Source organism: Paraliomyxa miuraensis, from assembly GCF_026337845.1.
Classification (GTDB): Bacteria; Myxococcota_A; Polyangia; order Nannocystales; family Nannocystaceae; genus Paraliomyxa; species Paraliomyxa miuraensis.
In genome coordinates this window covers 1-25064 of sequence record NZ_JAOVZF010000136.1, presented here as the reverse complement: position 1 = coordinate 25064, position 25064 = coordinate 1, and the positions used below count along the sequence as shown (strand labels likewise).

General features: G+C 66.8%; 16 protein-coding genes and 1 tRNA gene. 16 read left to right on the top strand and 1 reads right to left on the bottom strand.

Annotated elements, in window-relative coordinates; translation table 11 throughout:
• The first annotated feature begins 113 nt into the window (after nt 1–113).
• The 11 genes from OEB96_RS05935 (at nt 114) to OEB96_RS05885 (ending at nt 11854) form a co-directional block, all read left to right on the top strand.
• A complete protein-coding gene (locus OEB96_RS05935; protein ID WP_266214467.1) occupies nt 114–566 on the top strand; it encodes a hypothetical protein in 453 nt (150 codons plus the stop codon).
• A gap of 610 nt (nt 567–1176) precedes the next feature.
• On the top strand, nt 1177–2085 hold the full coding sequence (locus tag OEB96_RS05930; RefSeq protein WP_266214466.1) for a PAAR domain-containing protein: 909 nt from the start codon (nt 1177–1179) through the stop codon (nt 2083–2085).
• Nucleotides 2086–2165: 80 nt separating this feature from the next.
• Nucleotides 2166–3143 carry a hypothetical protein gene (locus OEB96_RS05925; RefSeq protein WP_266214465.1) on the top strand — a complete coding sequence of 326 codons (978 nt, stop codon included), beginning with the start codon at nt 2166–2168 and terminating at the stop codon, nt 3141–3143.
• Complete coding sequence (locus OEB96_RS05920; RefSeq protein ID WP_266214464.1) at nt 3133–5274, top strand: type VI secretion system Vgr family protein; 2142 nt, start codon at nt 3133–3135, stop codon at nt 5272–5274. The genes OEB96_RS05925 and OEB96_RS05920 overlap by 11 nt, the downstream gene beginning before the upstream one ends.
• Before the next feature lie 20 nt (nt 5275–5294).
• Nucleotides 5295–5747: a hypothetical protein gene (locus OEB96_RS05915; RefSeq protein WP_266214463.1), complete on the top strand. Its 453-nt coding sequence runs from the start codon at nt 5295–5297 to the stop codon at nt 5745–5747.
• Nucleotides 5744–6382 (top strand): hypothetical protein, encoded by a 639-nt coding sequence (locus OEB96_RS05910; RefSeq protein ID WP_266214462.1) that lies wholly within the window; start codon nt 5744–5746, stop codon nt 6380–6382. The genes OEB96_RS05915 and OEB96_RS05910 overlap by 4 nt, the downstream gene beginning before the upstream one ends.
• Nucleotides 6383–6508: 126 nt before the next feature.
• A complete protein-coding gene (locus tag OEB96_RS05905; RefSeq protein ID WP_266214461.1) occupies nt 6509–6862 on the top strand; it encodes a hypothetical protein in 354 nt (117 codons plus the stop codon).
• Nucleotides 6859–7545, top strand: a complete 687-nt coding sequence (locus tag OEB96_RS05900; RefSeq protein WP_266214460.1) for a DUF6484 domain-containing protein — start codon at nt 6859–6861, stop codon at nt 7543–7545. Before OEB96_RS05905 ends, OEB96_RS05900 begins: the two co-directional genes overlap by 4 nt.
• Entirely contained in the window at nt 7542–8267 is a 726-nt protein-coding gene (locus OEB96_RS05895) for a helix-turn-helix domain-containing protein (protein WP_266214459.1), read from the top strand. The genes OEB96_RS05900 and OEB96_RS05895 overlap by 4 nt, the downstream gene beginning before the upstream one ends.
• Nucleotides 8268–8278: 11 nt before the next feature.
• Nucleotides 8279–9622, top strand: a complete 1344-nt coding sequence (locus tag OEB96_RS05890; RefSeq protein ID WP_266214458.1) for a hypothetical protein — start codon at nt 8279–8281, stop codon at nt 9620–9622.
• A gap of 1089 nt (nt 9623–10711) precedes the next feature.
• Nucleotides 10712–11854 carry a DUF4365 domain-containing protein gene (locus OEB96_RS05885; RefSeq protein WP_266214457.1) on the top strand — a complete coding sequence of 381 codons (1143 nt, stop codon included), beginning with the start codon at nt 10712–10714 and terminating at the stop codon, nt 11852–11854.
• Nucleotides 11855–12006: 152 nt separating this feature from the next.
• Here the strand turns inward: OEB96_RS05885 and OEB96_RS05880 are convergent, their stop codons facing one another.
• The gene (locus OEB96_RS05880; RefSeq protein WP_266214456.1) at nt 12007–15705 is read right to left on the bottom strand and encodes an FAD-dependent oxidoreductase; all 3699 of its coding nucleotides are present in this window, start codon (nt 15703–15705) and stop codon (nt 12007–12009) included.
• Between the two features lie 150 nt (nt 15706–15855).
• Here OEB96_RS05880 and OEB96_RS05875 point away from each other — a divergent pair, with 150 nt between their 5' ends.
• The 5 genes from OEB96_RS05875 to OEB96_RS05855 all read left to right on the top strand — a co-directional run bounded on the left by OEB96_RS05875 (nt 15856) and on the right by OEB96_RS05855 (nt 24910).
• A complete protein-coding gene (locus OEB96_RS05875) occupies nt 15856–19275 on the top strand; it encodes a sigma-70 family RNA polymerase sigma factor (RefSeq protein WP_266214455.1) in 3420 nt (1139 codons plus the stop codon).
• Nucleotides 19276–19303: 28 nt separating this feature from the next.
• Entirely contained in the window at nt 19304–20341 is a 1038-nt protein-coding gene (locus OEB96_RS05870; protein WP_266214454.1) for an AAA family ATPase, read from the top strand.
• 554 nt (nt 20342–20895) lie between these two features.
• Nucleotides 20896–23019, top strand: a complete 2124-nt coding sequence (locus tag OEB96_RS05865; RefSeq protein ID WP_266214453.1) for a formylglycine-generating enzyme family protein — start codon at nt 20896–20898, stop codon at nt 23017–23019.
• 138 nt (nt 23020–23157) lie between these two features.
• On the top strand, nt 23158–23973 hold the full coding sequence (locus OEB96_RS05860) for a formylglycine-generating enzyme family protein (protein WP_266214452.1): 816 nt from the start codon (nt 23158–23160) through the stop codon (nt 23971–23973).
• An 861-nt stretch (nt 23974–24834) separates the two neighbouring features.
• A tRNA-Thr gene (locus tag OEB96_RS05855) sits at nt 24835–24910 on the top strand.
• Nucleotides 24911–25064: the final 154 nt, after the last annotated feature.

The window sequence follows — 25064 nt, the reverse complement described above, 5'->3', positions numbered from 1 at the left end:
GACGACTGACCAACTTCCACCCTCGCGAGCCATGCCGGTTCTCGCACCGCCGACCATGGCCTTCGGGCGATGGCTCGGCCACCTACGGCCTCGAGCGGCCCGGAGCAATGACCATGCTCGTCCCCGCACTCCTCATCGCCCTCGCCACCTCGCCGCCGGAGCCCGCCGCCGCCCCCGCTGCTCCAATCCCTCCCGCCCCCGTCGCCGAACCCGATCCTCGACCTCGACCGCTCGGCCCCGTGGGCTCCGCGGGAGTCGTCGTCGGCGGTGCCGGCCTCGGGCTGGCCATCGCAGGGATCGTGCGCATGGCCCAGCCCAACCAGACCATGCCCGATCCCACCAACCACGAGATGCTCATCGTCACCGACACTCGCATCCAGGGCGGCATCGTGCTCGGCGCGGGGCTGGCGGTCGCCACCGCGGGCGTGGCCATGCTCGTCGTCGACCTCACCGTGCTTCGCAGGCGTTCTGCACGGCACCTTGCCGTAGCCCCGGCCTTGTCCCCCTCGATGGCTGGTCTCGACCTGCGCGTCCGGTTCTCGATCGGTCGCGCCGGCTTGCCGTAGCTCGGCACGACTCCCTCGACGCCGGCGGTCGACCCTGGGACGCCGACCACCGCGACCCCTGAGTTCGGGAGGTTCTGGGCCGTTCCCATCCCCGGGCATCGACGCAGCGATGTAGCTCTGCGTGTGCTGCAAAGGAGGGCAGGTCTCTTGCGATGCTTGGCCTGGGAAACGCCTGTCTACTCCCGCATTAAGACCTGTTCGCACCGACGCCCGCCGATGGACCGAACAGCCTGAAATGCGTAGGTCCACTTTGATGGCATGAGAGTTGCTCTTGGTGAGCGAGTCCTTCTCCTGCAACCAGTGATCGCCGAGTAGCCCACGATGCCGTCCAACGCTGCCAACCCGGCCCTCGGGACGCTTCAGAGCCGCCGCGAGCGTGACCTACGGTCGAGTGGCTCCAACGACTCGGCCGTTCCACCCCGTGAACCACCACGAGCATCGCATCCGTCACCCCGGAACCTCGTAGGCACTCCACCCCAATAGGCGCCGCCTCCAAGGCGTCGTTCCTCGCTCGTGGTCATTTCCGGGTGGCTGCGCGGGGTCCTTGCATCCTCGATTGCGACCGCTCACCGACCGCTGACGAACACCCATGGCCCTCCACCCCGAACCCATGCACGCCTCCCCAGGATTGCGAGATGCCCTGGTCGAGCTCATCAAAGCGGCACGGATCCCCGAGCGCTTCCGGCGAAGGAAGCCTCGACCCGAGCGCAGACAACCGATTCACGGGCTGGAGTGGATCGACGACGATCGAGCCGAGTTCCTTCGGGCGTTGCTCGAGCCGGCGCTGCGGGATGCGGCTCGATGCTTGCCCGCGGGCGATCGGCCTCGGTCGACGGCTGCCGCGTGGGGCTTCCAGGCGCCAAGCGAGCCGGTGGTGTTCGAGCTGCACGGTGACTTGACCGAGCGGCCCGAGCATCTGTTCGCGGTCGACGTCGACGACGCGGAGTGGTGCTTCGACGAGAGTGAGCGCGGGTGCCTGGAGCAGTGGAGCAAGGTCGTGCTGACGCCCGCGGCCGGGTTCGCGGCGCGGGTGGGCGATGTGATGCTCCACGGCGATCCGGTCGCCCCGGGCTTGGGCAGCCCCGACGTCTTCATCGGTGGGCGGCCGGCGTTGCGTAGCTGCGACAGCCACGTGTGCTCCCGGGCCGAGCCCGAGCCGCATGCGGGGAGCGGGTTCGTGGCGACGCAGACCAAGGTGGAGATCAACGGCTTCCCAGCCCTGCGAGTTGGCGACTACGTGGACGAGGGGCCGCACGGGCTCAACGCGATCGCGGTTGGGTGCCCATCGGTGGTGATCGGACCCACTCCACGGCCGGTGGCCGGCCGGTGCTCGAACGGGGCCAAGCCCTTGCCACCGCCCAGCGAGCATCCGTTCGCGTGGCGCTGCGTAGAAGCCGAGCCCAGCGAACGCAAGGAAATCCTCGGGATCGTGCTCCACGGACCCCGAGCGCGAGGGCAGGGGACGGCGCGGCCGATTCGGCTCTGGGCCGAAGCAACACGGGAGGGTGACCGGCGATGACCAAGCTCCGAGAGCCACCCTTTCGAGACGCGTCGCAAGTGCTGAAGCGGTTGGAGACAACCCATCACCGGCAAACGATCGTGCCGAGCAGCGATCCAACCCTGGCCTACTCCCTGCCGATCCCCAAGGGGTGGGGCCGTGTGACGGGCCTTGGTGCTCACGCTCCGGCTGGGCACCCGGAGATCCTCGGGATCTTCGCGCCCGACCCCGACATCGAGGGCCCACGGATCATCGTGTCCGTAACGCGGCTGCGGTGGGACGTCGACCCGGCGGAGTGGGTTCGCCATGGCTGGGAGCTCGCAGGCTGGTCGATCGCAATGGCGCGCCCGCTCGAGGCCCGCTGGCATCCGCGCTTCGAGGTGGGCGGGTTGAAGACGATCGACGGTCGCGTGGAGGTCCGCCGCGCAACCGGGTTCGTCGACAACGGGCGGCTCTTGCGGGTCGACGTGGCCGGGCCGGCCTCGACCTGGAAGCGGATGCACGACGTCCTTTGGCCGTGCGGTGTGCTGATGGCACTGGAGAGGCCGACGTATCGCCGCGAGGTGGAGCCCCAGGTGCATCGCGGCGGGCCGCACATGGCCTTCTACTTGCCGGAGTCCTGGATCGCGCGTCCGCAGCCGCCGCCGTGGCTGGACACGGCGCGGTGGGTGGCCGAGCCCGCCACAGCCGCGCAGGGCTCGGTGGGGCTGCGGATCGACGCCACACGCTGGCAGTACGACCGCCCCGAGCCGATCGAGACGCGGCAGCATCGGCTTCACCACGAGCTGTGGACGCATGGGATCGCCCCCGGCCGCCAGCCCAAGCGGATTCCCCCAGGGTCGGCCCTGGGCACGGCGGGGCTCTTGGGGGTCTACGTCGCGACGGCCCGCGATCGCGAGCAGACCTTCGAGCTCCGCTTCGCCCACCGCGACGTGGATGGCTGGAGCCTCGACTACACGGCGGTGATCGCCTCGCCTGAGCGCTGCCCGCTCGATCGCATGCGAGCGATCCGGGCGCTGGAGATCGCCGTGGCCACCACCCAGATCCGACCCAAGGAGCACACGCCTCATGCCGCATGACCTCTTGGCCCGCCACGCGCTCGCGGGTGGCGTCGACGAACTCCCGCCGCCGCGCGTCCGGTTGTACCTCCAGCTCCGGGGCGATCCGGGCGAGCACGAGTGGGCGGTGCGGTCGTTCACGCTCGACGAGGCGCTGCATGCTCCTTACGCTCTCGCGGTCATCGCACGAGGGCCCGTGCCCAAGTTGGGGGTCGACTGGCTGCTCGGGGGTCGAGTGGTGTTCGAGCTCGCCCGTGGGGATGATGCGAGGACGGTGCACGGGGTGGTGCTCGAGGCCGAGCTCCTCCGTGGGGTCGAAGCCCTCGGGGACGAGCCGGCGGTAGCCCTGCACGTGGTGCCCGCGTTCGCGTTGCTCGGGATGACGCCGCGCAGCCGGGTGTTCCAGGGCCAGAGCGTGGTGGAGATCGCATCGGCCGTGATGGGGCCCGTGCTCGCGAAGCACGGCGGGTCGGCCTGCGTGGAGCGGCTGCGGCGGATCTACCCGCCGCGGGACTACTGCGTTCAGTACCGAGAGACCGACCTCGACTTCGTGCTGCGGATCCTCGCTGACGAGGGGATCACCGTGATGTTCGACCACGACTCGGGAGTCGAGACGGTGGTGCTGGTCGACGACAACGAGGTGCTACCGAACGCAGGACGGGAGCCGCTCGAGTCGGACGACCGCCCGTCGCCACGGATCCCCTTCGTGGGGAAGTGGGTGGACGCGCTGCCGCTCGAGAGCATCGCCGCGGTGGGTCAGCAGAGCCGACTTCGACCGCGGGAGTGGGAGACGACGGGCTTGGACTGGCTGAGCGACCATGCGACGGCGACGCGCCTACGCGCGTGCTCCAACGCGACGAGCCTTCGCGCGGGCTCGGTGTTCGAACTGCTCGCCGACCCGGACGAGGAGATCGGCGAGAAGTGGGTGGTCACGGCCGTGCGCCACGAGGGACACGTCGAAGGGTCGCGCGAGCCCGAGGACGGAGCCGTCGAGGGGGCCGAGGGCCCACGGCCGTTCGCCAACGATGCGGGCAAGAGCCGAACGCAGACCTTGGTCTACGTCAATGACATCGAGTGCCAGCCGCTGAGATCACCGGTGGTGCCCCCTCGGAGTCCGAAGCCCCGGGCCGTGGGCATGCAGTCGGCCGTCGTGGTGGGCCCACCCGGCAAGGTGATCCACACCGATCGCTTTGGCCGCGTCCGCGTCCGCATGCTGTGGGACGAGCAGGAGCACGAGGGCGAGCCTTCCTCGTGCTGGCTGCGGGTAGCCACGCCATGGGCGGGGGAGGGCTTCGGCGCGGTGCTGATCCCACGAGTCGGAACCGAGGTGCTCGTGTCGTTCATCGACGGCGATCCGGATCGGCCGATCTGTAGCGCCTGTGTCCACGACGGCGCCGCTGTGCCGCCCTATGGCCTGCCCGGACACGCCACCCGCACCGTGCTTCGCACCCGGACCATCGGCGGCGAGGGGTTCAACGAGCTGTCCTTCGAGGACACGGCGGGGGCCGAGGAGGTGTTCCTGCACGCCCAGCGCAATCTTCGGGAGCAGGTGCTCTCGCACCACTGCACCGAGGTGGGTCGCAATCAAACGCTCGCCGTCGACGGCTCGCGCATCGCGAGGATCGGCAAGGACGACACCACGATCACCGCAGGGGAGCACCGCCACATCGTGAGCGGCAAGGCGACTGCGCGCTACCGCAGCGGCTACGCCCTGCACGTTGGGGAGGTTTCGGCCGACGATGGTTCGCCCAGCGCTGTCAACGACGCCGAGTTCGACGTGCCCGCGGGAGGCTTCGGGCTGCGGTCGGTCGAGCCGATCGTGCTGGGCTGTGGCGAGAGCAGGATCGAGCTGCACCCCGACCGACTCGTGCTGAGGAGCCCGAAGATCGAGGTCGAGGGTCCGAAGGCATCGCTGGTGGTCGGGGACGATGCGATCACGCTGCGGGCCAACAAGAAGGTGGAACTCGGCGCCGACGTGCTCGCGGCCGTGAGTACGGGCATCACGGTCATCAAGGGCCCGAAACTCGAACTCGGAGGCTCGCGCATCGCGGTCGAAGGCGAGCGCGTCAGCGTCGAAGCAGCAAGCCGCATCGAGATCGTGACCGTGGGCGAGGTGAAGATCCGTGGCACGGAGAAGATCGAGCTCAACTGAGGCTCGAGGGAGGCAAGAGCATGGAAGTGGAGATCGAGGCTTGGCGGGTGGAGGTCGAGCGCCAGTTGAAGGCCATCGAGCAAGACGTCATGGGGCACGAGCCGAGCGGGCGAAAGCTGGCGCAGTTGTGGGAGGAGTTGAAGATCCTCGCCTGCGTCGTGGCCTGGTACCGCGAGCAAGGGAGCATCACGAGAGCCGCAGAACGCCGTGGCACGAGCCGCAAGGTCTTGCGCGCCCATGTCAAGATCTGGGCGCAGCGTCACCCGCAGCTCGTCCCGGACCGGCCGAAGCATCCGAAGCGACCGCGTGGGGTCCACTTGTCGGCCGAGCAGGAGGCGAAGCGGGCGGAAGCTCGGGAGAAGGACAACGCCAGGCACCGAGCCAGACGGGCCAAGCTGCGTGCAGAGAGGTCCGAGCGTGCCGCCCAGGGCGGGGTCGAGGCAACGGCAGCCAAGGGCGCGGGACGGTCGTGAGCGCGTCTCCAACCATCATCGGGCTACTCGCGGCAACGGCCATGCTCGTTGGCTGCGAGAGCAAGGGCGGATGCTTCCAGGTCGACCACCCTCCCGTGACCGACGAGGACGCGCCGCTCGTCATCGGAGTCACCTTCGGCGAGATGGTGTCCACAGTCGTGGGCGAGCGCTCTGGCCCACTGTGGTGGGAGCCGAGCGAGCCATACATCTGTGGATTGCCTCCGCCCGGGCAGACGCGGATCTCCGTGACGGTACACGAGCCGACCATGGCTCAGGAGATCGACCTCGAGCGGGTGATCGACTCGAGGTTCCCTTGGAGGAACGATCGCGTCGTCTGCTCCGACTGGGTCGAGGCCGACCTGGAGATCACCCTACGGACCGACGACGGAGTGCTCGACACGACCATCATGGCCGGAGCGCTCTTCGACGAATTCGGCTCGGTCACGATGACCGGCGAGCTGGACGACCTCGACGCCCTGGGCGTGGAGCCGGTCGACCCGAACGCCACGCTCTACGTCCGGCTCTCCCATGACGCCGATCGCCCGGCCGAGGGCACGCTGGTGCTGCGCTCGGGTTCCTCGGACGGCAACGGCGGCGGGATATCCGTCGAGCTGGCCACCTGGACGCTGGAATAGCCCCGTCGGAAACCGCCAGCCACATCGACATCGTGGCGGCAGGCGAAGTGGGCATTCGTGACACGGAGAAGATCGAGCTCGACCGACGAGCGGGAAGGGGATGACAGCGTGGCTACTGCGATCTCGATGGTGAGGAAACTACTCGGCGATGACGCCAAGACGACGGATCCGGTACTGGGACACGACTGGCATGCCGAGCTGAAGGGACGCTGGGAGGCGCTCGGCGAGCGGGTGTTCGTTCACGAGCCCCAAGGCCGTGCCCCGCTTGCGGAGGTCGTCCGCGAATCTGCGGTGCTGACCGTCGTCTGGGCGTTGGTCGAGAGCAAGGGGAACCTGACGGCCGCGGCGATCCAGCTGGGGTGCAGCCGGCGGATCGTTCGCGTTCGACTGCACCAGTGGCTGGAGTCGAACCCCAAGCTGATCCCGATGCCGGCGGTGGTCTTCCTGCATTGGTCGAAGGACGAGGGAGGTGAGGCATGAACGCGGAGTCACCCGAGGACCCGAACGCAGCGAGGGAATCCGACCCTTCGCTGCAATTCGAGCCGCTGATGGGCACCGTGGTCGCGGTCTCGCAGGACGGCGAGGTCGTGGTGAAACTGGTCGCGCCCAACGGTCAATGCCTACGAGCCAAGGCGCTTGCGACCATCCCGATCGAGCCCGGCATGGTCGGGCAGCCGGTGGAGCTGACGTTCATCGAGGGTCACCTGGACCGGCCGGTGATCACGAGGCTGGTCGACTTGCGGGCGGAGCTTCGGGCGCAGTGGGATGCGCTCGGCCGCAAGGTACTGGCGATCGACGCGGACCCGCGCAAGCTGGCCGAGCTGCTCCGCGAGACCCGAGCGCTCGTGTGCACGGCCGCGATCCTCGATGCAGTAGGGAACGTCACGTACGGCGCCAAGAACGTCGGCATGAGTCGGAAGTCGGTCCGTCAGTACGTCGATCGATGGAAGCGGAACAACCCCCGTCTCGCCCCCGTGCTCGAGGCGTTGGTCGGCAGGCAGCGCGCGTCGAGGACCAAGATGCGATCGACGCGGGTAGAAGGGGCGCGTGCTCGCGACCAGCGGCGAGCGGGAGGCGACGTGACGGGAGCACCATCGGTGCACGAGGCCGATTGCGCCGCCAACCGGAGTCGTCCGGGGTCGCACGAGGAGGGGACGCGATGACGACTGCACGACGCCACCCCAGCTCGCCCAACGTGCAGGGCGAGATCGTCATCGACCTCCGCAAGATGGTGCGGTTGGTCGAGGGCATGAAGGTATGGGAGCTGGCGCAGTTCGCCGGGACCACGGTGGAGGCGGTGGTGTCGCGGGTCGTGATCGCCGGGAACCTCCCTGGGGTCCCCGAGATCCGAAATCGCAACGTCGCCCCACGACGAAGGGGCCCCGAGGAGAAGGTGGCGGCCACGGTCGAGGCGTCCAAAGAGTCCGAGCCCGAGCCCGAGGTCGCACGAGAGCCCGAGCCCGAGCTCGGCCGGTTCCTCGGACGAGCGACGCGGCGAGAACTCAAGGTCATCGTCGACCGGTGGGTGCTCGGGCGAGTCCTCGTCGCATGCGAGTGGAACATCACCCACGCCGCCAACCGGCTCGAGGTCAGCCGCAGGATGCTTCGCCAACGGTGGGCGGCGGTGCGTCGTCCGGCGGTCGGAGCCTTGATGGCGAGGCTGGCGAGCTCCGAGCCGGTGCGGGGCATACTCGCGGGACCGTCGTTGGCCGAGCTGCTCGAGCGACGGGCGACGCACCGCGAGATCCACCGTGAGATCGATCGATGGGTCGTCAGGATCACGCTCGCAGCCGAGGGAGGCAACGTGACGCAGGCGGCCAAGAACCTCGGGACCACGCGAAGGGCGCTTCGTGGAATCCGAGATTCGAAGGCGCAGGGCTCGTGAGCATGGGCGGGATGATGGAGCCGTATCGCGAGCACCTGCGGTTGGTGGGCGAGCTGTACGACCTGCGGCAGCGGTGGTTATGCGGCTGGGAGACCACGCTCGACGACCTGGCCGAGGTCGAGGCGCGGGTCGACGGGCATCTGCAGGCGCTCGGGCGCGGTGGGGAAGCGGCGCTGGGGGTGGCGTTGATGGACACGGCCCCGGAGGAACCGTGGACCTTCTACGTGTTGGTGGCGTTGGCGTGTCGGCTCCACCGGTTCGCGATCGTGCGGGTCCCGTTGCTCGAGGTGGAGGTGTGGTGCGAGGAGTCGACCGACGAACGGGCCGCGGCCTCGCTGCGGCAGGCAGTGGCGGATGGCCTGGTACACCACCTGGCCAGCGATGCGGCGGATCTCGTGGCGGAGGCGCTGCGGGACGCCGGGCCGCACGTGGCGTCGGTGCTGGCGATGTGCGTGGGGGCGCGAGGGTGGGTTGTGGCGGCCGACGAGCTGCGCGAGGTGGCGGGGCGGGAGTGCGCCGATCGGCCGGCGGTGCTGCGGGCGTTGGCGCAGCTACCCGGGACGGTACCGGGTGCGATGCTTGCCTCGGTGCGTTGTGGCGATCCGGACGTGGCTCGAGCCGCAGCCGTGGCAGCGCTGCGGTGCGGGGAGGCGTCGGTGCTCGATCGGCTCGCCCGTCGCAAGTGCGCACCGTGGACCGCATTGCCGGTGGCGATGGGCGGCGGGCCGGCGATGGGGGCATGGCTGATGGAGGCCGCCCGGGGCGAGGAGCCGGCGCAGGCATTGCTGGGGTTGGGCGTGTTCGGGGATCCGCGGGGGCTCGCGGTGCTGGTCGAGCAGCTTCGGACGGAGGCGCATGCGGAGGTGGCGGCTCTCGGCTTGTTCCTGATCACCGGGGCGCGACTTGGGTTGAAGGACGACGCGGAAGGCGAGGGGATCGAGGAGCGAGCGTGCGATCGGGCATGGACGGCATTGGAGGGCTCGGGGATCAGCACCGAGCCGGTGGTATGGGAACGGTGGCTTGCGGAGCACGGCCAGCGGCTGCGACCCGGACAACGACATCGGCTCGGGAGGCTGGCAGGACCTCACACGGATCTCGACGTGCTGTCGATGGCGCTGCCGCTGTGGTTGCGACGGTGCCTCGCGGACGAATTCGTGATCCGGTACGGGGTGCAGTGGAGCTACGAGCCCGATCTGCCGGTGGTGCAGCAGCGGGAGATCATCGAGCAGGTGCGGTCGCGGCTCGATGATCCGTGCCTGCGGTTCGTGGAAGGGGAGTGGTACTTCCAGGGACGGCTCGCCCCGGTGGGAGAGAGCGTGGAGTGGAAGGACGCTGGACGACGGGTCAAGTCGTGAGCACGAGCTGGGGTCTCCCCCGACCACCACATCGAGGTCATCATCGGTTTCGGGGCCGATGACTTGGCCGATGCAGACTGGCGAGGCCGGCTCGACCTGTTCGCGCTTCGTGACCGCCGGTGGCTTCGTCGAGTCGTGTCCGCAGCTCAACTGACAGGCGATCGTCTCTCGCCATAGCGTGCACGTAACCTACGAGCGGCTGCCGGCCGACCCATCGGTGCTCGCGGTGCTGTTGCGGATGCACTTGGCGCTGGCGCTGCCCCGGCCACGATCCATGTGCAGGGGACGCCGGCCGCCTCGGGGGCGCGGTCGCTTCCCTCCACCCCCGCCGCGCTCGAACTGGGCCCAACGTACGACCGCAGCTCGTCTTCTGCCCGGAGATGGAGCCCGGCCTCTCGTGGCTCTGCATCGAGGTCTCGAGCCGCGCGACGCTCGACCCGGCTGCCGCGGCGCTCATCGACGAGCGGCTCGAGCTGTGGTGCGAGGCTTGCCGAGCGGGCGGGCTCTCGGAGGTGGGCGCCGACCAAGCCGTCGAGGTGGGCCAAGCGGGCGAGTACGAGCCCTCCATTGGAGAGGACTTCCTCGGGGTGGAGATCATGACGGCGAGGTCGCGCTCGCGGCCCCGGGCGGGCTGGTCAACCTGCTCGACGAGCTCGCGCGCGAGGGAGTGCCCATCAGCGGGGTGTCAAGTCGATAGCCGTTATTCGCGACGAAGACCAGATCTTCTCGCCGCGAAAGGCGACAGCGAGCTTGCCCCGCGTGTACCCTCCATCGTTCTGCAGCCCTTCGACGAAGACGACATGGATGCTCCTTCCCGCTTCCGAGCTGGGACATTTCTCGCTGCCGGACTCGATCGCATTCCCGCTGCTCAGTTGGCCCTCATTTCTCTACCCCGAGCCATCACACGGTGAGCAGGGCCAGCACTCCTCGACCTCGCTTCGAGCGCTGCGGGTAGGGAAGTCACGAGGTGGCAGTCCACAACGTGATGTTGGGCGAAGCCACGACGCACACGGCGGAAGGCGGAAGGCGACATTGGAGCTCGTTCCGCAAGAGACGCAAGGATGTCCTCGTTGACGCTCTGGTATCCGTATGAAACAGTCATCCGGCAGGTGCAACCCGGCGAACGGCGACGTCATGGCGAAGCGATCGGAAGGCCAGCGAATCGGGTCGAGCGGGCAGCGCCTCGTGGAACTTCTGATTGAGAAGACCGGCGCATGGATCTCGCGTCGGCAGGACGAGGACTTTGGCATCGACCTTGAAGCCGAGCTGGCGGATCCGCTCGTGCGCGGGGAGATCTTGAAACTCCAGATCAAGGGGACCACCGAGCCAGAGGTCACCCATCAGGGCGTGAAGGTCGTGCTGGAAACGAAGTACCTGCGGATGGCTGAGGGCTTCCGCGTCCCGCTTGTATTCGTCGTGGCCGACATCACTGGCCACCAAGCGTGGTACATCTGGCTGCAGGGATGGCTCGTCGAGCAGCGGCGTGTCGGAAAGACGCTCGCGTCGTTCAAGGACCACGTCACCGTCTACATCCCAGAGACCGACACTCTCACTGCGGGACTACAGGGACCACTAAAGGATGTCGCACGTTGGGGGCACGAGAACCAGATGGTTCTTTCTCTGATGGATACGATGCGCACGGCGGTCGCGACCCGCAATGAGAAAGTGTTGCTGTCACTTGCGGAACTGATCGGGAGCGTGGATGCAGCGTACCAGGACTTCCCGCTCGAACAGCTCATCGATACCATCGTCGATATGAGCACGCAGCCACGTGCCATGTGGGAGCTGTCAATGCTCGGTCGATTCCTGGCGATTGTTGGTCGGAGCCATGGCGGTAAGATCAGCAAGGAGAACGTGATGCGAATGGTCGTCCCAGGCGAAGGGGCGTCGCGGGCAGGACTGAACGGGCTCGGGGCACTCTACGACGCGCATGAGGAGCACATCCGCGCGATGAACCTGTCTGTCGCGTTCGAGGCGGCGGGACATCGTGAAGTCTCCTACTACTGTCGCCTCCGCGAGAAGTTTCCCGGTGTTAAGGCCATGGATCTGGCGTTCGGCAACTATGACTATACTGTCGGAAATTTTACCGTTGTTGTCGATGATAAGGGATCATTCGTGAATAAATGGGCGAATCGGGGTGAGTCGGCATACCTCGACTTCCTTGTGCTCGACGAGTCACCTCCAGACAACGCGCTTGCTCTACCGCCGGCCGAGCAGTCCTCTGCCTCCTGAGGCTCCCGCACCATAATGATGAGGCTGGTTCCTTCGCCTGGTGGTGCGCCAGCAACGAGCAACACACCGCCGTTCGGCTCCAGCTCTCCCCCCGCATGCAGCCACCCGTCCGGTTGCGCCTCGCCGGCCTTGGAAGCAGTGAATGGGCAGAGCTACTCGCGATGGCCCTGGGCAGGTCGAAAGCCAACAATGCGTCTGCGTCCGTCTGGCGGGACTCTGAGCCGGTAGGCTGATCGCGCGCGGTCGCCCCAGTCGTCGAAGTCGCCACCCCGCATCACACGGATGCCAACGCCTACTGGTTCGACTCTTAGACCATCGGTAGGTCGATGCTCTGCGCCCTTATAGTCATTCACCCATGTGTCCTCGCACCACTCCCAGACGTTCCCGTGCATGTCGTGCAGACCCCATGTATTCGGTTTCAGCCCTCTTACCACATGCAGCCGTCCGTCCGAGTTGCCCTTGTACCACCCCACTCTTGCAAGGTCCTCCTCAGCATTCCCCGAGCAGTACCGTGTCGTGGAACCAGCCCGACACGCGTACTCCCACTGCGCCTCCGTCGGCAGCCGGAGCCCTGCCCACTCGCAGTATGCCTTCGCCTCGTGCCACTGGACTCCTGTCACCGGTTGATCGTCCTGATTGGACCGGCGATCGCCCCAGGATCTGGGCTCTCTCGCCTGCGGGTTCGCCTTCATGTACTCACGGTACTGCGCATTGGTTACCTGGGTTCTCGCCAGCCAAAAGCTCGATAGCTCCACCCCGTGCTGTGGTCCCTCACGGTCGAGCCGACCCTTCTCGTCCTTTGGCGATCCCATCAGGAATCGCCCCCCCGGCACCAGCACCAACTCCACCCCGTGGACTACCTTCGTCTCGAGCTTGGTTGCTTGCTGCGCACGTGCCTGCCACCAACGGCGGACCTCCGTCGCCGGATGCTCTCGCAACAGCTCCCCGAGCTCGTCGAGCGCCGCGGGCATCCTTCGCGCCAGCAACTCCACGGCCGCCAACTGTTGTCCCCCGAGCGTCGCATCACCGTCCCGCTCTCGTAGTAGTTCCACGAACGGCTCCGGGCTCACCCCGAACGCTTCGGTCCAGCAAAGCCCCATCAGCTCTGATTTCGCCCACTGCGGAAACTCGGTCTGCCTCACCAGCTCGTCCATGAGGCGCCGAAATACCGGCGGGTGGTCCTGGGCGAGCAACAGCAGGATCACCTCCTGCCACCAGCTCTGGTCGAAGCGCTTCACCAACTTCGCCAAGACGTTGGGGTGATCGAATACTCTCGCGTGCAACCCCCGCGCTACCAGGTACTCCTGGAATCCGAGGTGCATGAACCCGAACTCGTCCACACCCCACCCGGTGAGCAGCCCGCTCTCGTCCCGGATGGTCTCCAAGAACTTCCGTGCGGGCACGTCCGCGTGGCCGATTGCCCTGAGGCCCTCGGCCACGGGCACTTGGAGCTCGTCCACACTCGCACGGATGCGTCCACTCTCTGCGTGCATCCACCCCGCCACTGGCATCAACACCTGCATCGCCTCGCGTGCTGGGAACGTGACGCCCAGATCTTTAGTCACCTTGCGCCAGCGCTCGAGCAGCACCGACACCGCCTCCTCGTACAGCACCACGCGCTGCTCCGGCAACGAGCCCCGGTCGCGATGCACCAGGCAGATCGTCGTGAGCAGTAGAGGGTTGTGGGTCATCGTGTAGACCCGAGCTGATCGCATTTCCGGCTTTCTTAGCGTTGCCAGCAAGGCGTTGGCGCCAGCCTCGGCCTTCACCTGGGCCTGTGCCGGATCCGAATTCGTGGCCTGCTCGACGATCCCATACCACCTGTGTACGAAGCTCTCGACCTGTGCAGGGCTCATCGGTCGCAGGTGGAGCTCGAGGAAGCCTTCGTCGAGTTGGGCGTCGAGCGCATAGCCCGAGAACCGGCAGCTCACGACGAAGTAGTTGTCGGAACCAGCTCGCCGTGCTGCCTCGATCCACCGCGCTACTCTCTCTCGGTCCTTGGCGCTAGCCACCTCGTCGAGGCCATCGAGTAGGAACAAGAGCTTGCCCCGCTTGCACAGCCGCTGGCCGAACCCATCGTCCACGTCCAGCAATGGATCCCGCAGCTCCTGCTCGATGAACGCGGGCAACCCCGCTTCGAGATCGCGAAGCCTCCGCAGCGGTAGAAATACGGGCACCGTCCCTGCCGGCAAGTCGATCGACTCGGCCCCGTCTCTCACCACCTTGAGCAGCACCTGCTTGAGATGCGTGGTCTTGCCCGAGCCCGGGTCGCCCAGAAGCACGACCCCCCGCCGACCATCCTTGCGCGCGACCTTGAAGGCTCTTGATAGCGCGATTTGGGCATCGTGCCCCCGGGCCTCTTCGCTGGTTCTGAATACCTGCTTGCGTTGGACGCTGCGGTTCACCACCGCATCGAGTGGTTCGTAGAGATCCTCAAGCACGATCGGAACCCGCACCTTGGTCTCGAACCCCGCCAGCAGTAGCTCGCGGTGCAGCGACTCGATCTTGGCGAGATAGTGCTTGAGCTCGGAGCCTTCGGAGCGCTCGTCGCTGGTCCCTCGCGTATGGCCGTCTCGGCCAGCGTCCTTGGTCCGTCGCTCCTCGGACCCGAACACCCCCGCGACCCAGAACCGCTCGCGCGTCTGGTCGGTCAGCGTGGGTTTCGACCTTCGATACTTCCGGTCGTTCTCGATGGCCTTTGCTACCAGCGGAAACCCCTTCGCGAGCGCCGACTCCGGCCCATGTCTACGTTGGACCCGGTCGAAGCTCTCCGTTGTCTCATCTGCGTACTGCACCACCACCCCGGTCCCGTCGGGCTCCACGTTCTCGACCTTGAACGGGACCCGCTCAAACCTCCCCGCCTTGTAGAGCTGCCCGGCTAGGAAGCGGTTGAGTGGTGACGCACCGCTGGTCAGGAAGTCCGCGGTCGGTGCGGCGAGCTTCACCTCGAAGCGCGGCTTCTGGGCCTGCATTTTCTCGATCACCCAGGGGGCATCGAGCGCCTCGTAGGCGTCGTGCAGCTTCGCAGGATCATCTTGGATCTCCGCGTTGCCCTCGATGCGACGAATCTCCGCGCAGATGCCCTCCATCCTCATGTCCTGGGTGTATTCCTCGAGCATCCGGTCGTGTTGGTAACCCTCGATGCATAGCCGAAACAGATCCGTCAGCGCCCCGTCACCACAGCCGGATACCAGCCACTTGAGACGCTTGCCGTCGACCGGAGCCGGATGGTCGAGCTCATCGCCCTCCCAGTACCGATGCTCGGTCGGCAGCAGCGAGGGCTCGAGCCCGAAGCCCACCGCGAGCACCACGGTCTTGGTTCGTTGCTTCCCGCGCTCGACCCACGTGACTGTCCGTTGTTCTTCGCCCTCCGCACCGATCCTCACGTCGCGCACACCGAGACGCACGTCGATCCCTCGACCGACCTCGGCCCACCCCTCCTCAAGCCGAGCTCGAACGGCGTCGACCGTGCCATGCTCCCAGTCGAGCAGCGGAAGCCCGGCACGGCTGCGGTCCCACCCGTCGAGCGGCCAGTCATACACCCCTGGATGGAGCCATCGCGTAGACCCTCCGCGAAACAGGCTCAAGATCTGGTCCTGGGCCTCGAGCACGACCACCTTGGCCCCCAGCCGGCTCAGCCCGGCCGCACACGTCAGCCCAGCCGCCCCGGCTCCGACCACCACCGCCGTTTCACCGGGCTTCACCCGTCCGCTGGCCACCAGCGCCGCCGCGAGGTTCAGGGCCCGCACCTGCTGGCTGTAGATCGTCACGCGTCGATCGATGCAGCCCAGCACGTACACGCCTGGCCAACGTTCGACGCTCATGCCCTCTAGGATCGTGCGGGCCTGCATGGCCTCCATCGGTGCGGTCGGCACCCTGAATTCTTACCAGACCCGACACCACGAGAAGGTCGCGGCCTAAATCGACCAGAAGACGTAGCACGAAGGTGCCATCTGCGGCCTGTTGCCGGGTCTCGGCTGAGCATCGAGTATGCTTGGACCGTGGGCACGGGGCCGGGGGAACACACGCTCGAGGCGCTCATCGACGAGCTCGCCCGGGTGCTCCACGATGCCGGCGAAGCGCGGGAGCTCGTGTTGCGGGCAGGCTTTCCTGTCGGGGACCTGCCCGAATTCGACACGGCCGTGGTGTTCTGGAGCCGCGTGGTCCGAGCGGCGGACGTCGGCAAGACGGTCGGCGGGGTCGGAGCGATTGTCGAGCTGGCCAAGACCAAGTTCCCGGGTAATGAGTTCTTCGCTGCCCGCGGGTCCATGACGTCTAAGTCTGTATCCGCGTCGACGCCAATGGTGCCTCGCGGCGCCCCACCGATCGACAACCACAGGGCCAACATCGGCCAGCAGATCATCGTCCGGGGCAACGCGACCTTCGGGGCGATGACGGTGAACATACCCCGCTCGGGTGGGTCGTCACAAGCCTCGACTATACCCACCTCCGACGATCCCGATCTCGAGTTGCTCTCGAAATGGCGTGGGGGCGACCGCAGGGCGGGCGAGAGACTGATCGAAAGATACTTCGGAGGCGTCCGCCGATACTTTCTGCTCAAGTTCCCCGACGTCCACGAGGATCTCGTCCAAGAGACGTTCTCGCGTGTCGTGGAGGCCCGCGACGTCTTCCGTGGCGAGTCCACCTTCAAGACCTACCTGTTTCGGATCGCACGCTATGTGGGTGCCGAGTATTTCCGCCAGCGCTATCGACAGGGTACCGACGTCGCTCCCGTCGAGGACACGCTGGTCGACTTCAGAATCCCACTATTATCGTCGGTGCTCATTGGCCGAGAAGACCATCGTTTGCTCCTCGATGCGCTCCAGAGCCTAAGCCTCGAACAGCAGGAAGTGATCGTCCTCTACTACTGGGAAGGTCTCACGGTCAAACAGATCAGCGAGTCGATGGAGCAGTCAGAGGCGACCATACGAGGCCGCCTTCGGTCGGCCAAGCGACACCTAGCCCAGCTGCACCGTGAGCTCGGGCAGCAGGAACACTCTCGCGAGGCGACCGAGGGCGATGTGGAGCACTGGTTGCACGCCCTGCGGCAAGAGCTTCGCGTCGCGCCCGAACGGGTGGAGCGATCTCCAAAACCAATCGATGTCGCCAGAGTCGACGACGCTTCGGATCAGAGAAATGCCATTCGTTTGGGGCAGGTCGCGGCCGATGGCACCCGCCATCGCCTGTCGATCTTGCACATCTCCGATCTGCACGCGCGAAGCACGAATGTGGACGGTCTGCCCGAGGGAATACGGGAGCAACGACGAGGACAAGTCCAGCGCGAAGCCGTCAGCCGGGCGCGCGTGTTGGGTGACGCATGGGACGAGAATCTCCGCGAGCTCTATCCGAGGGGCGAGCGGCCCGATCTCGTGTGCCTCACGGGCGACGTGGCCGACTGGGGGCTGGCGGCGGAGTACGACAAGGCATCGGAGTTCGTTGAGCGGCTCGTGAGAACGCTTGGCATCACGAAGCGGCAGATCTACGTGGTCCCCGGAAACCACGATGTGGACCGGTCCGTCAACGTGGACGCATGGCAATGCCTTCGCGAGCTTGCTCCGCAGGAGGCTCAGGCCATCTCGGATTGGCTGGCGCGTGGCAGGCCGCCCCGAGCTGTGGACGACCACCTCGCCACCGCCGTCCTCGAGCGGACTGCAGCGTTCTGGCAGTGGGTCGAGCACGGTCTCGGCCGCCCCGAGTTGCTTCCGTCTCGAAGCCATCATGGCCGCCTGGGCTATCACCACCTTGCTTCGGTCCCTTCCGTCCCGTTCGATGTTCACGTGATTGGGCTGGACTCGGCGTGGCTGTCGGGTGACGACAACGATCAGGGCAAGCTGTGGCTCACGGCACATCAGCGCGACATGCTGCTCCACGACACCGAAGCTCGCCCGTGGCCTGGCTTTCGGCTCGTGCTCGTTCATCATCCGCTCGAGGAGCTCGCTTCGTCCGATGCCGGTGCTGCGCGGATGAGGCTTGCGGAGAGGGCCGACCTACTCCTTCACGGTCACCAGCACGACCCGGTGGGCAGTAGCTCGATCGACCTCGACGGTCGCACGTTGCGTCTGCTCGCCGCGGGATGCCTCTTCGAGGGGAACGAGGGGAGCGAGTGGAAGAACGGTTGTCACCGCATCGATGTCATGCTGGACGAAGGGGGGCGACCGATCAGCGCCGAGATTCGGTTTCGGGCGTGGTCGAGGCGCGGTCACTGGCACGCTGACAGCTCGATCTATCGCCAGGCGACGAACGGGACGATGGTGTGGAGTGCTTGGAGCGGCGAAAGCCGGCAATCCAGGGCCGTACGACCGAGAACTCCCTCATCCGAGGCGGCGTCGACGACGGGGACGATCACGGCGCCGAGTGAAGCACCTATTGGAGGGCCGTCGAAGGTCGAGCCCGACGTCATTCGCGAGCCCACCGTCCCCGTCGAGACCCCAGGAAGCCATGGCGAGCTCACTCTCGGGGCGGTGCAAGGGCTCCGTTCGCCTGCGGAACTCACGTCACGGCCGGACGTCGTGGGTGAGAAGGCAACGGTCGCTGCGAATGCCGTGCCCACGCCGGTGCCGGCGGAGCCAAAGGAGTGGAATGCCGAGTCAGCGGTTCGTCGCGTCTTGGGGCGTGGTCCTACGACCCTCGTGCAGGCGTTCGACGACGTCCTCGGATCGACGAGATCCACGATCGAATCTCCGGTCGCACGCGTCGCAGCGGCGATCGTAGCGCTCGGTCTGGGGCCGGCCGCCACACTCGAGCTAGTCAAGGCGTGCTACGACGCCCTCTCTGTGGTCGAGGAGGAGCATGCCGAATGCCTCGGTCGATCGACGGATACAGTGCGAGCGTTGCTCTGCGAGTGGCTTCCGCGGCGCTTGCCCGATGGCACCCAGGTCACGCTTCGGCATCGAGCCGCCCCTGTAGCGGACGGGTGCCCCGATATGACGGCGGCGACCCTCAATGCAATCCTCGTCGACGCGTACGTCGGCCATGCGGACGACATGCCGCTCTCCGTGGCTTCGAAGGTCGACAAGGACGAGGGGGGTCGCAACATCCACACCATCGTGGGGACCCGCCGCCTGCCCGTACCCCCGGCGCTCGGCGCCGAAATGAGCACGGTCGAGGACGCCAGCGACGAGTTGGCCGATGCGATCGCCTCGCAGTTCCCCGGCCAGTACGATGATGATTCACGGGATGGCCGGCGAAGGTTCGCGCAGCGCCGCTTGGCGTTTCTGCGCAGGCCGGGGTTGCGTCGCGCACCGCGATACATGGCCTTGAAGACCGGGGCGATCCCCGAGGACGTCCTCGTTGCCCTCAAGGGAGTTTATCCGGCGCTGCGTTTCGTTTCGCTTTCTGGGGCAGACGGCGACGTAGAGCAGGAGATCGTGCAATATCTGATCGGGATCTTCTCAGACGACGATGGAGCCGAAGGGTCCTGAGCGCGACGAGCAACGAGACGAACCTTCCATGGCGAACACCAGGATGCAAGACCAGTACATCGACGTCGCGACGTGGCAGACGCGCAACGAGCGACTCGATGCGATCGCGGGCATGCCCGGGACGGCGCATCAGCACGACCGGCCCAGTCTCAACGCGATCAATGCAGCGCTCGCGGCGGGTCGTCCGCTGCTCGTGCGTGGCGAACCGGGCACGGGCAAGAGCCAACTCGCGAGAGCGGCCGCGCAGCGGCTCGGGCGGCAGTACGCGTGGCGCGTGATGGATGCACAGACCAAGGTCTCCGACCTGTTCTACGACTTCGACGCGGTGGGAAGGCTTGCTCGGGCTCAGATCGCCGGGGCACTGTGCCAATCGGGGGCCATGAAGCCCGAGCGTGTCGAGGCATTGCTCGATGAGCGGCAATTCGTGCGCCCCGGTCCGCTGTGGTGGGCGTTCGATGCCGCGGGAGCAAGGCAGTGGCTCACAGACGCCAAGGCGGTCGAGCGAGGCGCGGCGAGCGAGCCTCCCTCTACGGTCGATGACCGACCCTACGTCGTGCTGATCGATGAGATCGACAAGACCGACCCCTCCGTTCCCAATGGGCTGCTTGAGGCGCTCGGTCAGGGGACGTTCTCGGTGCTGGGGGACAAGGCCGTGGTCACGCTTCATCACGCAGACGGGCCATCGCCGCTCATCATCATCACTTCGAATGATGAGCGAGAGCTGCCCGGAGCGTTCGTGCGCCGCTGCTTGGTCCACTACATCTCCGTACCAAAGGACGAGCAAGGACTCGCGGAGTGGCTGGTGGCCCGTGGGCGTACGCACTTTCCTGAGCTGGAGCAGACGGTGCTGACGACTGCAGCGGCGTTCGTGCATTCGGATCGCACCATCGCGCGAGAGTTGGGGCTCGTCGCTCCGGGTCAAGCGGAGTACCTCGATCTGCTACGTGCCGTACAAGAGCTCGCAACGGATGCAGATGCCCAGCTTGGGCTCTTGCGCGAGATCAAGGATCTCGCGCTCAAGAAGCATCCCGATCAACGAGATCGAGAAACGAGCAAGGTACCATGAGCCTCGCGCCGCGAGGCATCGTCGGCCGAGCCGATCTACTGCGGGTGCTCTCCGTACAAACCGCTTGGGGAAACGCAGCGATGAGCCTGGCCGAGCTCGCCGCGTTGATGGATCTCGAACTCACCGAGCCGGCAACAGAAGATGAGCGTGTGGCGGACCGTGCAGAGTCCACCGATACGCCATTCGACTTGCCCGGTACTGTGCCCCTCGCGGTGCCGGCGTCGCGCAAAGTCGCGTTCTGGCAGCCACGAACGCTAGTGTATCGCGACAAGCCTACCAGGGCTACCAGGGACGATGAAGAGGGAGCCCACGGATCTGGGTTCTCTGAGCCTAAGGCATTGGATAGGGAGCCCGTGCGCCCACGCGTTGCTCTCGTGGCTCCGCTCTTGTCTACGCGTCGTCGCCTCTTGCCAATGCTCGAGCGCTCTCTGGTAGGCGAGCTATGCGGAGAAGAGGTGGACGTGGACGAACTCGTGCAGCGAGTGGGTCGAGGGGTCCATGTTGCCGAGCTCCCGCGACTGCGTCGGCGCGGTTGGCCTACGCTCGTGTTGGTCATGGACCGCGACTTCGGGCTGGTGCCGTTCTGGGGTGATCAGCGGGCGCTCGAGCGGTGGCTCCTGAGCAGCTTGGGCCGGTCCGCCCTCGTGGTCCGCTACATCGACGAGCTTGGTCCTGAGGACGGTGTGCTCGATTCTCGTGGTAGGTCGGTGTCGCTGCTCGACGGTGCCATCGCGGGGCTTCCCGTGCTCGCATTGACGGATCTGGGGTGGTATCGGGGACTGGCGCACCAGAGGGCATGGCTGCGCGTGGGTCGGCGCCTGCGGAGGGCAGGGCAGCGGATCCACGCTCTCGTACCCGTGCCTGCCGCCCGCTGGACGCGAGCCCTTGCGCGGGTCTGGAGCCCCATGCCGTGGGAGCGGCCCACGGCCGACCAGGGCGGCATTGCGAGCGGGCCCAATGGCCGGCGGGCTCGGGTCGAGCGACTGCTCGCGATGGCCGCGTGCGCGCATCGGCTCGAGCCCGGGCTCCTGCGGGCGCTGCGGCTATCGCTCCCGCGAGAGGCAGCGGACTTGGGTACCGAGGCCGACGCATGGCTTCATGAGGACATGGCTGGGTGCTTTCCGTCGGCGACGGCGGTGCGCAGCGAACGAGTCGAAGCATTGCGTGCCAAGCTGACAAGGGACGACGCAGCGCGCGTGCGCGACGCGTTGCGGGCATGGCACTGGCATCGCAGTCGCCGGCCCGAGCTGTGGCACTCCGAGGCGCTTTCGCTCGAGCGCACCATGCCGGGGATCATGGACGAGCGCGAGCGAGAGCGGGCGGAAGTGTTCGTCGAGCAACTGGGCGAACGAGCTCGGCGGTCGGTGCTGCGAGGCGATGAAGCCCCTGCGCGCCTTCGCGAGTGGCTCGACTACGTGGAGGCACGAGCGCCTCGACAAGTATGGAGCACCGACACTCGAGCTGGGCGGGGGCTCCAGATCGCATGGTGGGCGACGCATGGAGACCGGGCGCCGCCGGATCCTGACCCATCGCTGCGGGCGTTGGTGCGACCGATGAACGTGATCATTCAGCAGCGCATCGAGCTGTGGCATGTGGGTCGTCGACTTGGTGCGGCGTCTGGCTCGAATGGGGGGGGCAGCCCTGTGGCCATGATCGAAGCGGCGGACGAGTTTGCCTATGTCGTGCAGGGCAATGGGACATCATGGCCCATCGACGTGCGGAGGCCGGAGTGGATCGAGGGCCGACCTCGGCCGGATGTCGAGGTGCGGACGGATCGGATGACGCTGTGCCTTTCGGCGCTCGAAAGGCCGAGGTGGGCCCGCGCAATCGGACGCGATCGGTTCGGGCTTTGGGCGGAGCTGCGGGCGGGGGAGATCGCGCATCGGATGCGGTGGATCGCGCCAGGAAGGTTCGTGATGGGGTCGCCGGAGGACGAGCCGGGGCGATACGACTGGGAAGGGCCGCAGCACGAGGTCGTGATCACGCGGGGCTTTTGGATGGGTGAGACGCCGGTGACGCAGGCGCTGTGGCGGGCGGTGACCGGAGAGGAGCCGAGCCATTTCAAGGGGGCGGAGCGACCGGTCGAGAGCGTAAGCTGGGAGGATTGCGAACGGATGCTCAAGCGGCTCAATGAGATGATCGACGAGGAACGAGGAGAACGCTTCCGTTTGCCGACGGAGGCCGAATGGGAGTACGCATGCCGGGCCGGGACGGAGACTGCGACGTATGTGGGGGAGATCGAGATCCGAGGCGATCACAACGCGCCCATACTAGACAAGATCTCCTGGTACGGCGGCAATAGCGGGGTTGACTATGAATTCGACGATGGAGTTGCATCGTTGAGTTGGCTGGAGAAACAGCATCACCACATTCGAGCAGGGACGCGACGGGTAGGGCAGAAGCTCCCAAACCCATGGGGGCTCTACGATATGCTGGGGAATGTTTGGGAGTGGTGCGATGACTGCTGGGACTCGAAGGGTGGATACAGTGGTGAGTTCCAGCAGGACCCTGCCGGCCCTGCTTCGGCCGAGGGCCGGGTCGTTCGCGGCGGATCCTGGGACGAACTGGCCGGGGGCGTCCGTGCGGCGTGCCGCGACGGCAGCCGACCAGGTTCCCGTGGCCGGATCCTGGGGCTTCGCCTAGTCCGAGCGCAACCACGAGGCAACGCCCATGCCTGATCCGCTCCGTCACCGGTCCGCGGAGCCATGGCTCCGCGGCAAACAGCCAAGGGACGCCGGCGTGCTCGTAGCGCGGGTGGATGCCCGAGCGAGCGCTTGCCGGCGTCCCGCCCTTCGACCGACGCAGAGGTGAGAGCGATGGTCGACGGAACATCGCAGCCTTTGGCCGATGGCAGCCCGGAGGACTGGGCCAGCTCGTGGGGGGAGGATGACCACGGAGTGTTCATGGGGTTCACCGTGGGCGGCGTGGAGCAGCGCCTGCGGTGGGTCGGCCCTGGGACGTTCTGGATGGGGTCACCCGAGGGAGAGCTCGGTCGCATGGACGACGAGGGACCACGGCACTCGGTGGGGTTGACGGGTGGCTTCTGGATCGCCGACATCCCGGTCACGCAGGCCCTATGGATGGCGGTGATGGGCAAGAACCCGAGTCACTTCGAGGGATATGACACCAGACCGGTGGAGAACGTCTCATGGGACGACTGCCAGGCGTTCTGTGAGGAGCTGAATCGGCGCATTCCTGGACTTGGCGCTCGCCTTCCAAGCGAGGCCGAGTGGGAGCATGCATGCCGGGCGGGGACGACCACGGCGACCTACGCCGGAGACCTGGATGACATGACCACCGCCACCGCGCTCGAGTCGATTGCTTGGTACACTGGCAACAGCGATGGCGAGACGCATCCGGTGAAACAGAAGCAGCCGAATGCGAGAGGGCTCTACGACATGCTTGGCAACGTATGGGAGTGGTGCCAGGACTACGCCTATCGTCGGTACACCAGCGAACCCCAGGAGGACCCCAGGGGCCCTGCTACGGGCGGGCGCCGGGTCATCCGCGGCGGCTCCTGGCACGGGCGCGCCGGGTACGTCCGCGCGGCGTGCCGCCTCGGCAACCACCCCGGCTACGGCGACCAGGCCGTGGGGCTCCGCCTGGTCCGAGATCAGGCCAAGCCCGACTGAGGGACTCTGCCGGGGCGCCCAGCAAGCCGCACGACCCAGCCGACGTGCCGGGAATACGGCGGGCATGCGAGCGCGGAGCGCTTCCGCGAGGGGACCGAGTGACTGCCCGGCCCTCGCCCTCCGGGTGATCTCCGCCGAGACCCGGTTCCAGCGCGCCGGCTTCAGCTGGAGGCCCACGGCTCACGCGCGCCGAGATCGAGGCCGCGCTCACGGTCCACGGCCTCCCAGGCCCTGACGCCAACCACGCGAACGGGCCCATCCCGACGACGCTCCAAACCTTATTTACCCTCACGAGCCCAACGCCTGGCACCGCGTGGACGCCCCGCCCACTCAGCGAGCGTGACCACCGCTGGCCCAGCATCGAGCGAGCAGCGCGCCTTCAGGCAGCGCGCCCGACCGCTCCTCGGGCCGCCCGAGACCAGCCCTGGCCGGCCCCAATTCTTCGTCAATTCTTCGTCAAACTCGTCCAGACCCGCCTACTGGTGCCCACTCGAGCCCCTCCCGCGCCCCCCAACCCAACCCCCTTCAAACGCGCGTGAGCCCTCGAATTCCACCGAATTCGAGGGCCCAAGGGGTTGCGCGAGCGGTTGGGGTTGATGGTGTGCAGAGCGTTAGGGCGAGCCTTCCAAGCTGAATGTCGCGAGTTCGACCCTCGTCTCCCGCTCTCGAAGACCCCGCCTCGGCGGGGTCTTCGGTTTCGAAGCCCAGGCGCGGCTTCGATCTCCAGATGGGCCGCCCGAAACCCTCGTTTTCTCACGCCCCACAGGCCAGGGGGCCGCGAGTTCTCGGGGTGATGCGCTTGTCCTTCGCGCCGGACCGGTCTAGAAACTCGCCCCCGAACCGACCCCCCTTCGCATCTTTGCCCTCGTAGCTCAGTTGGTAGAGCGCGTCCTTGGTAAGGACGAGGTCTCCGGTTCGAGTCCGGTCGAGGGCTCCAAGTTTCGCGAGCTGCCGGGGGGTGGTCGTCACCCTTCTCAAGCAACCCCCATCACTCGAGCAAAGCTCATCCCATCAAGAGGTAAGGCGCCATGTCCAAGGAGAAGTTCGTTCGCGACAAGCCCCACGTGAACATCGGCACGATCGGCCACGTG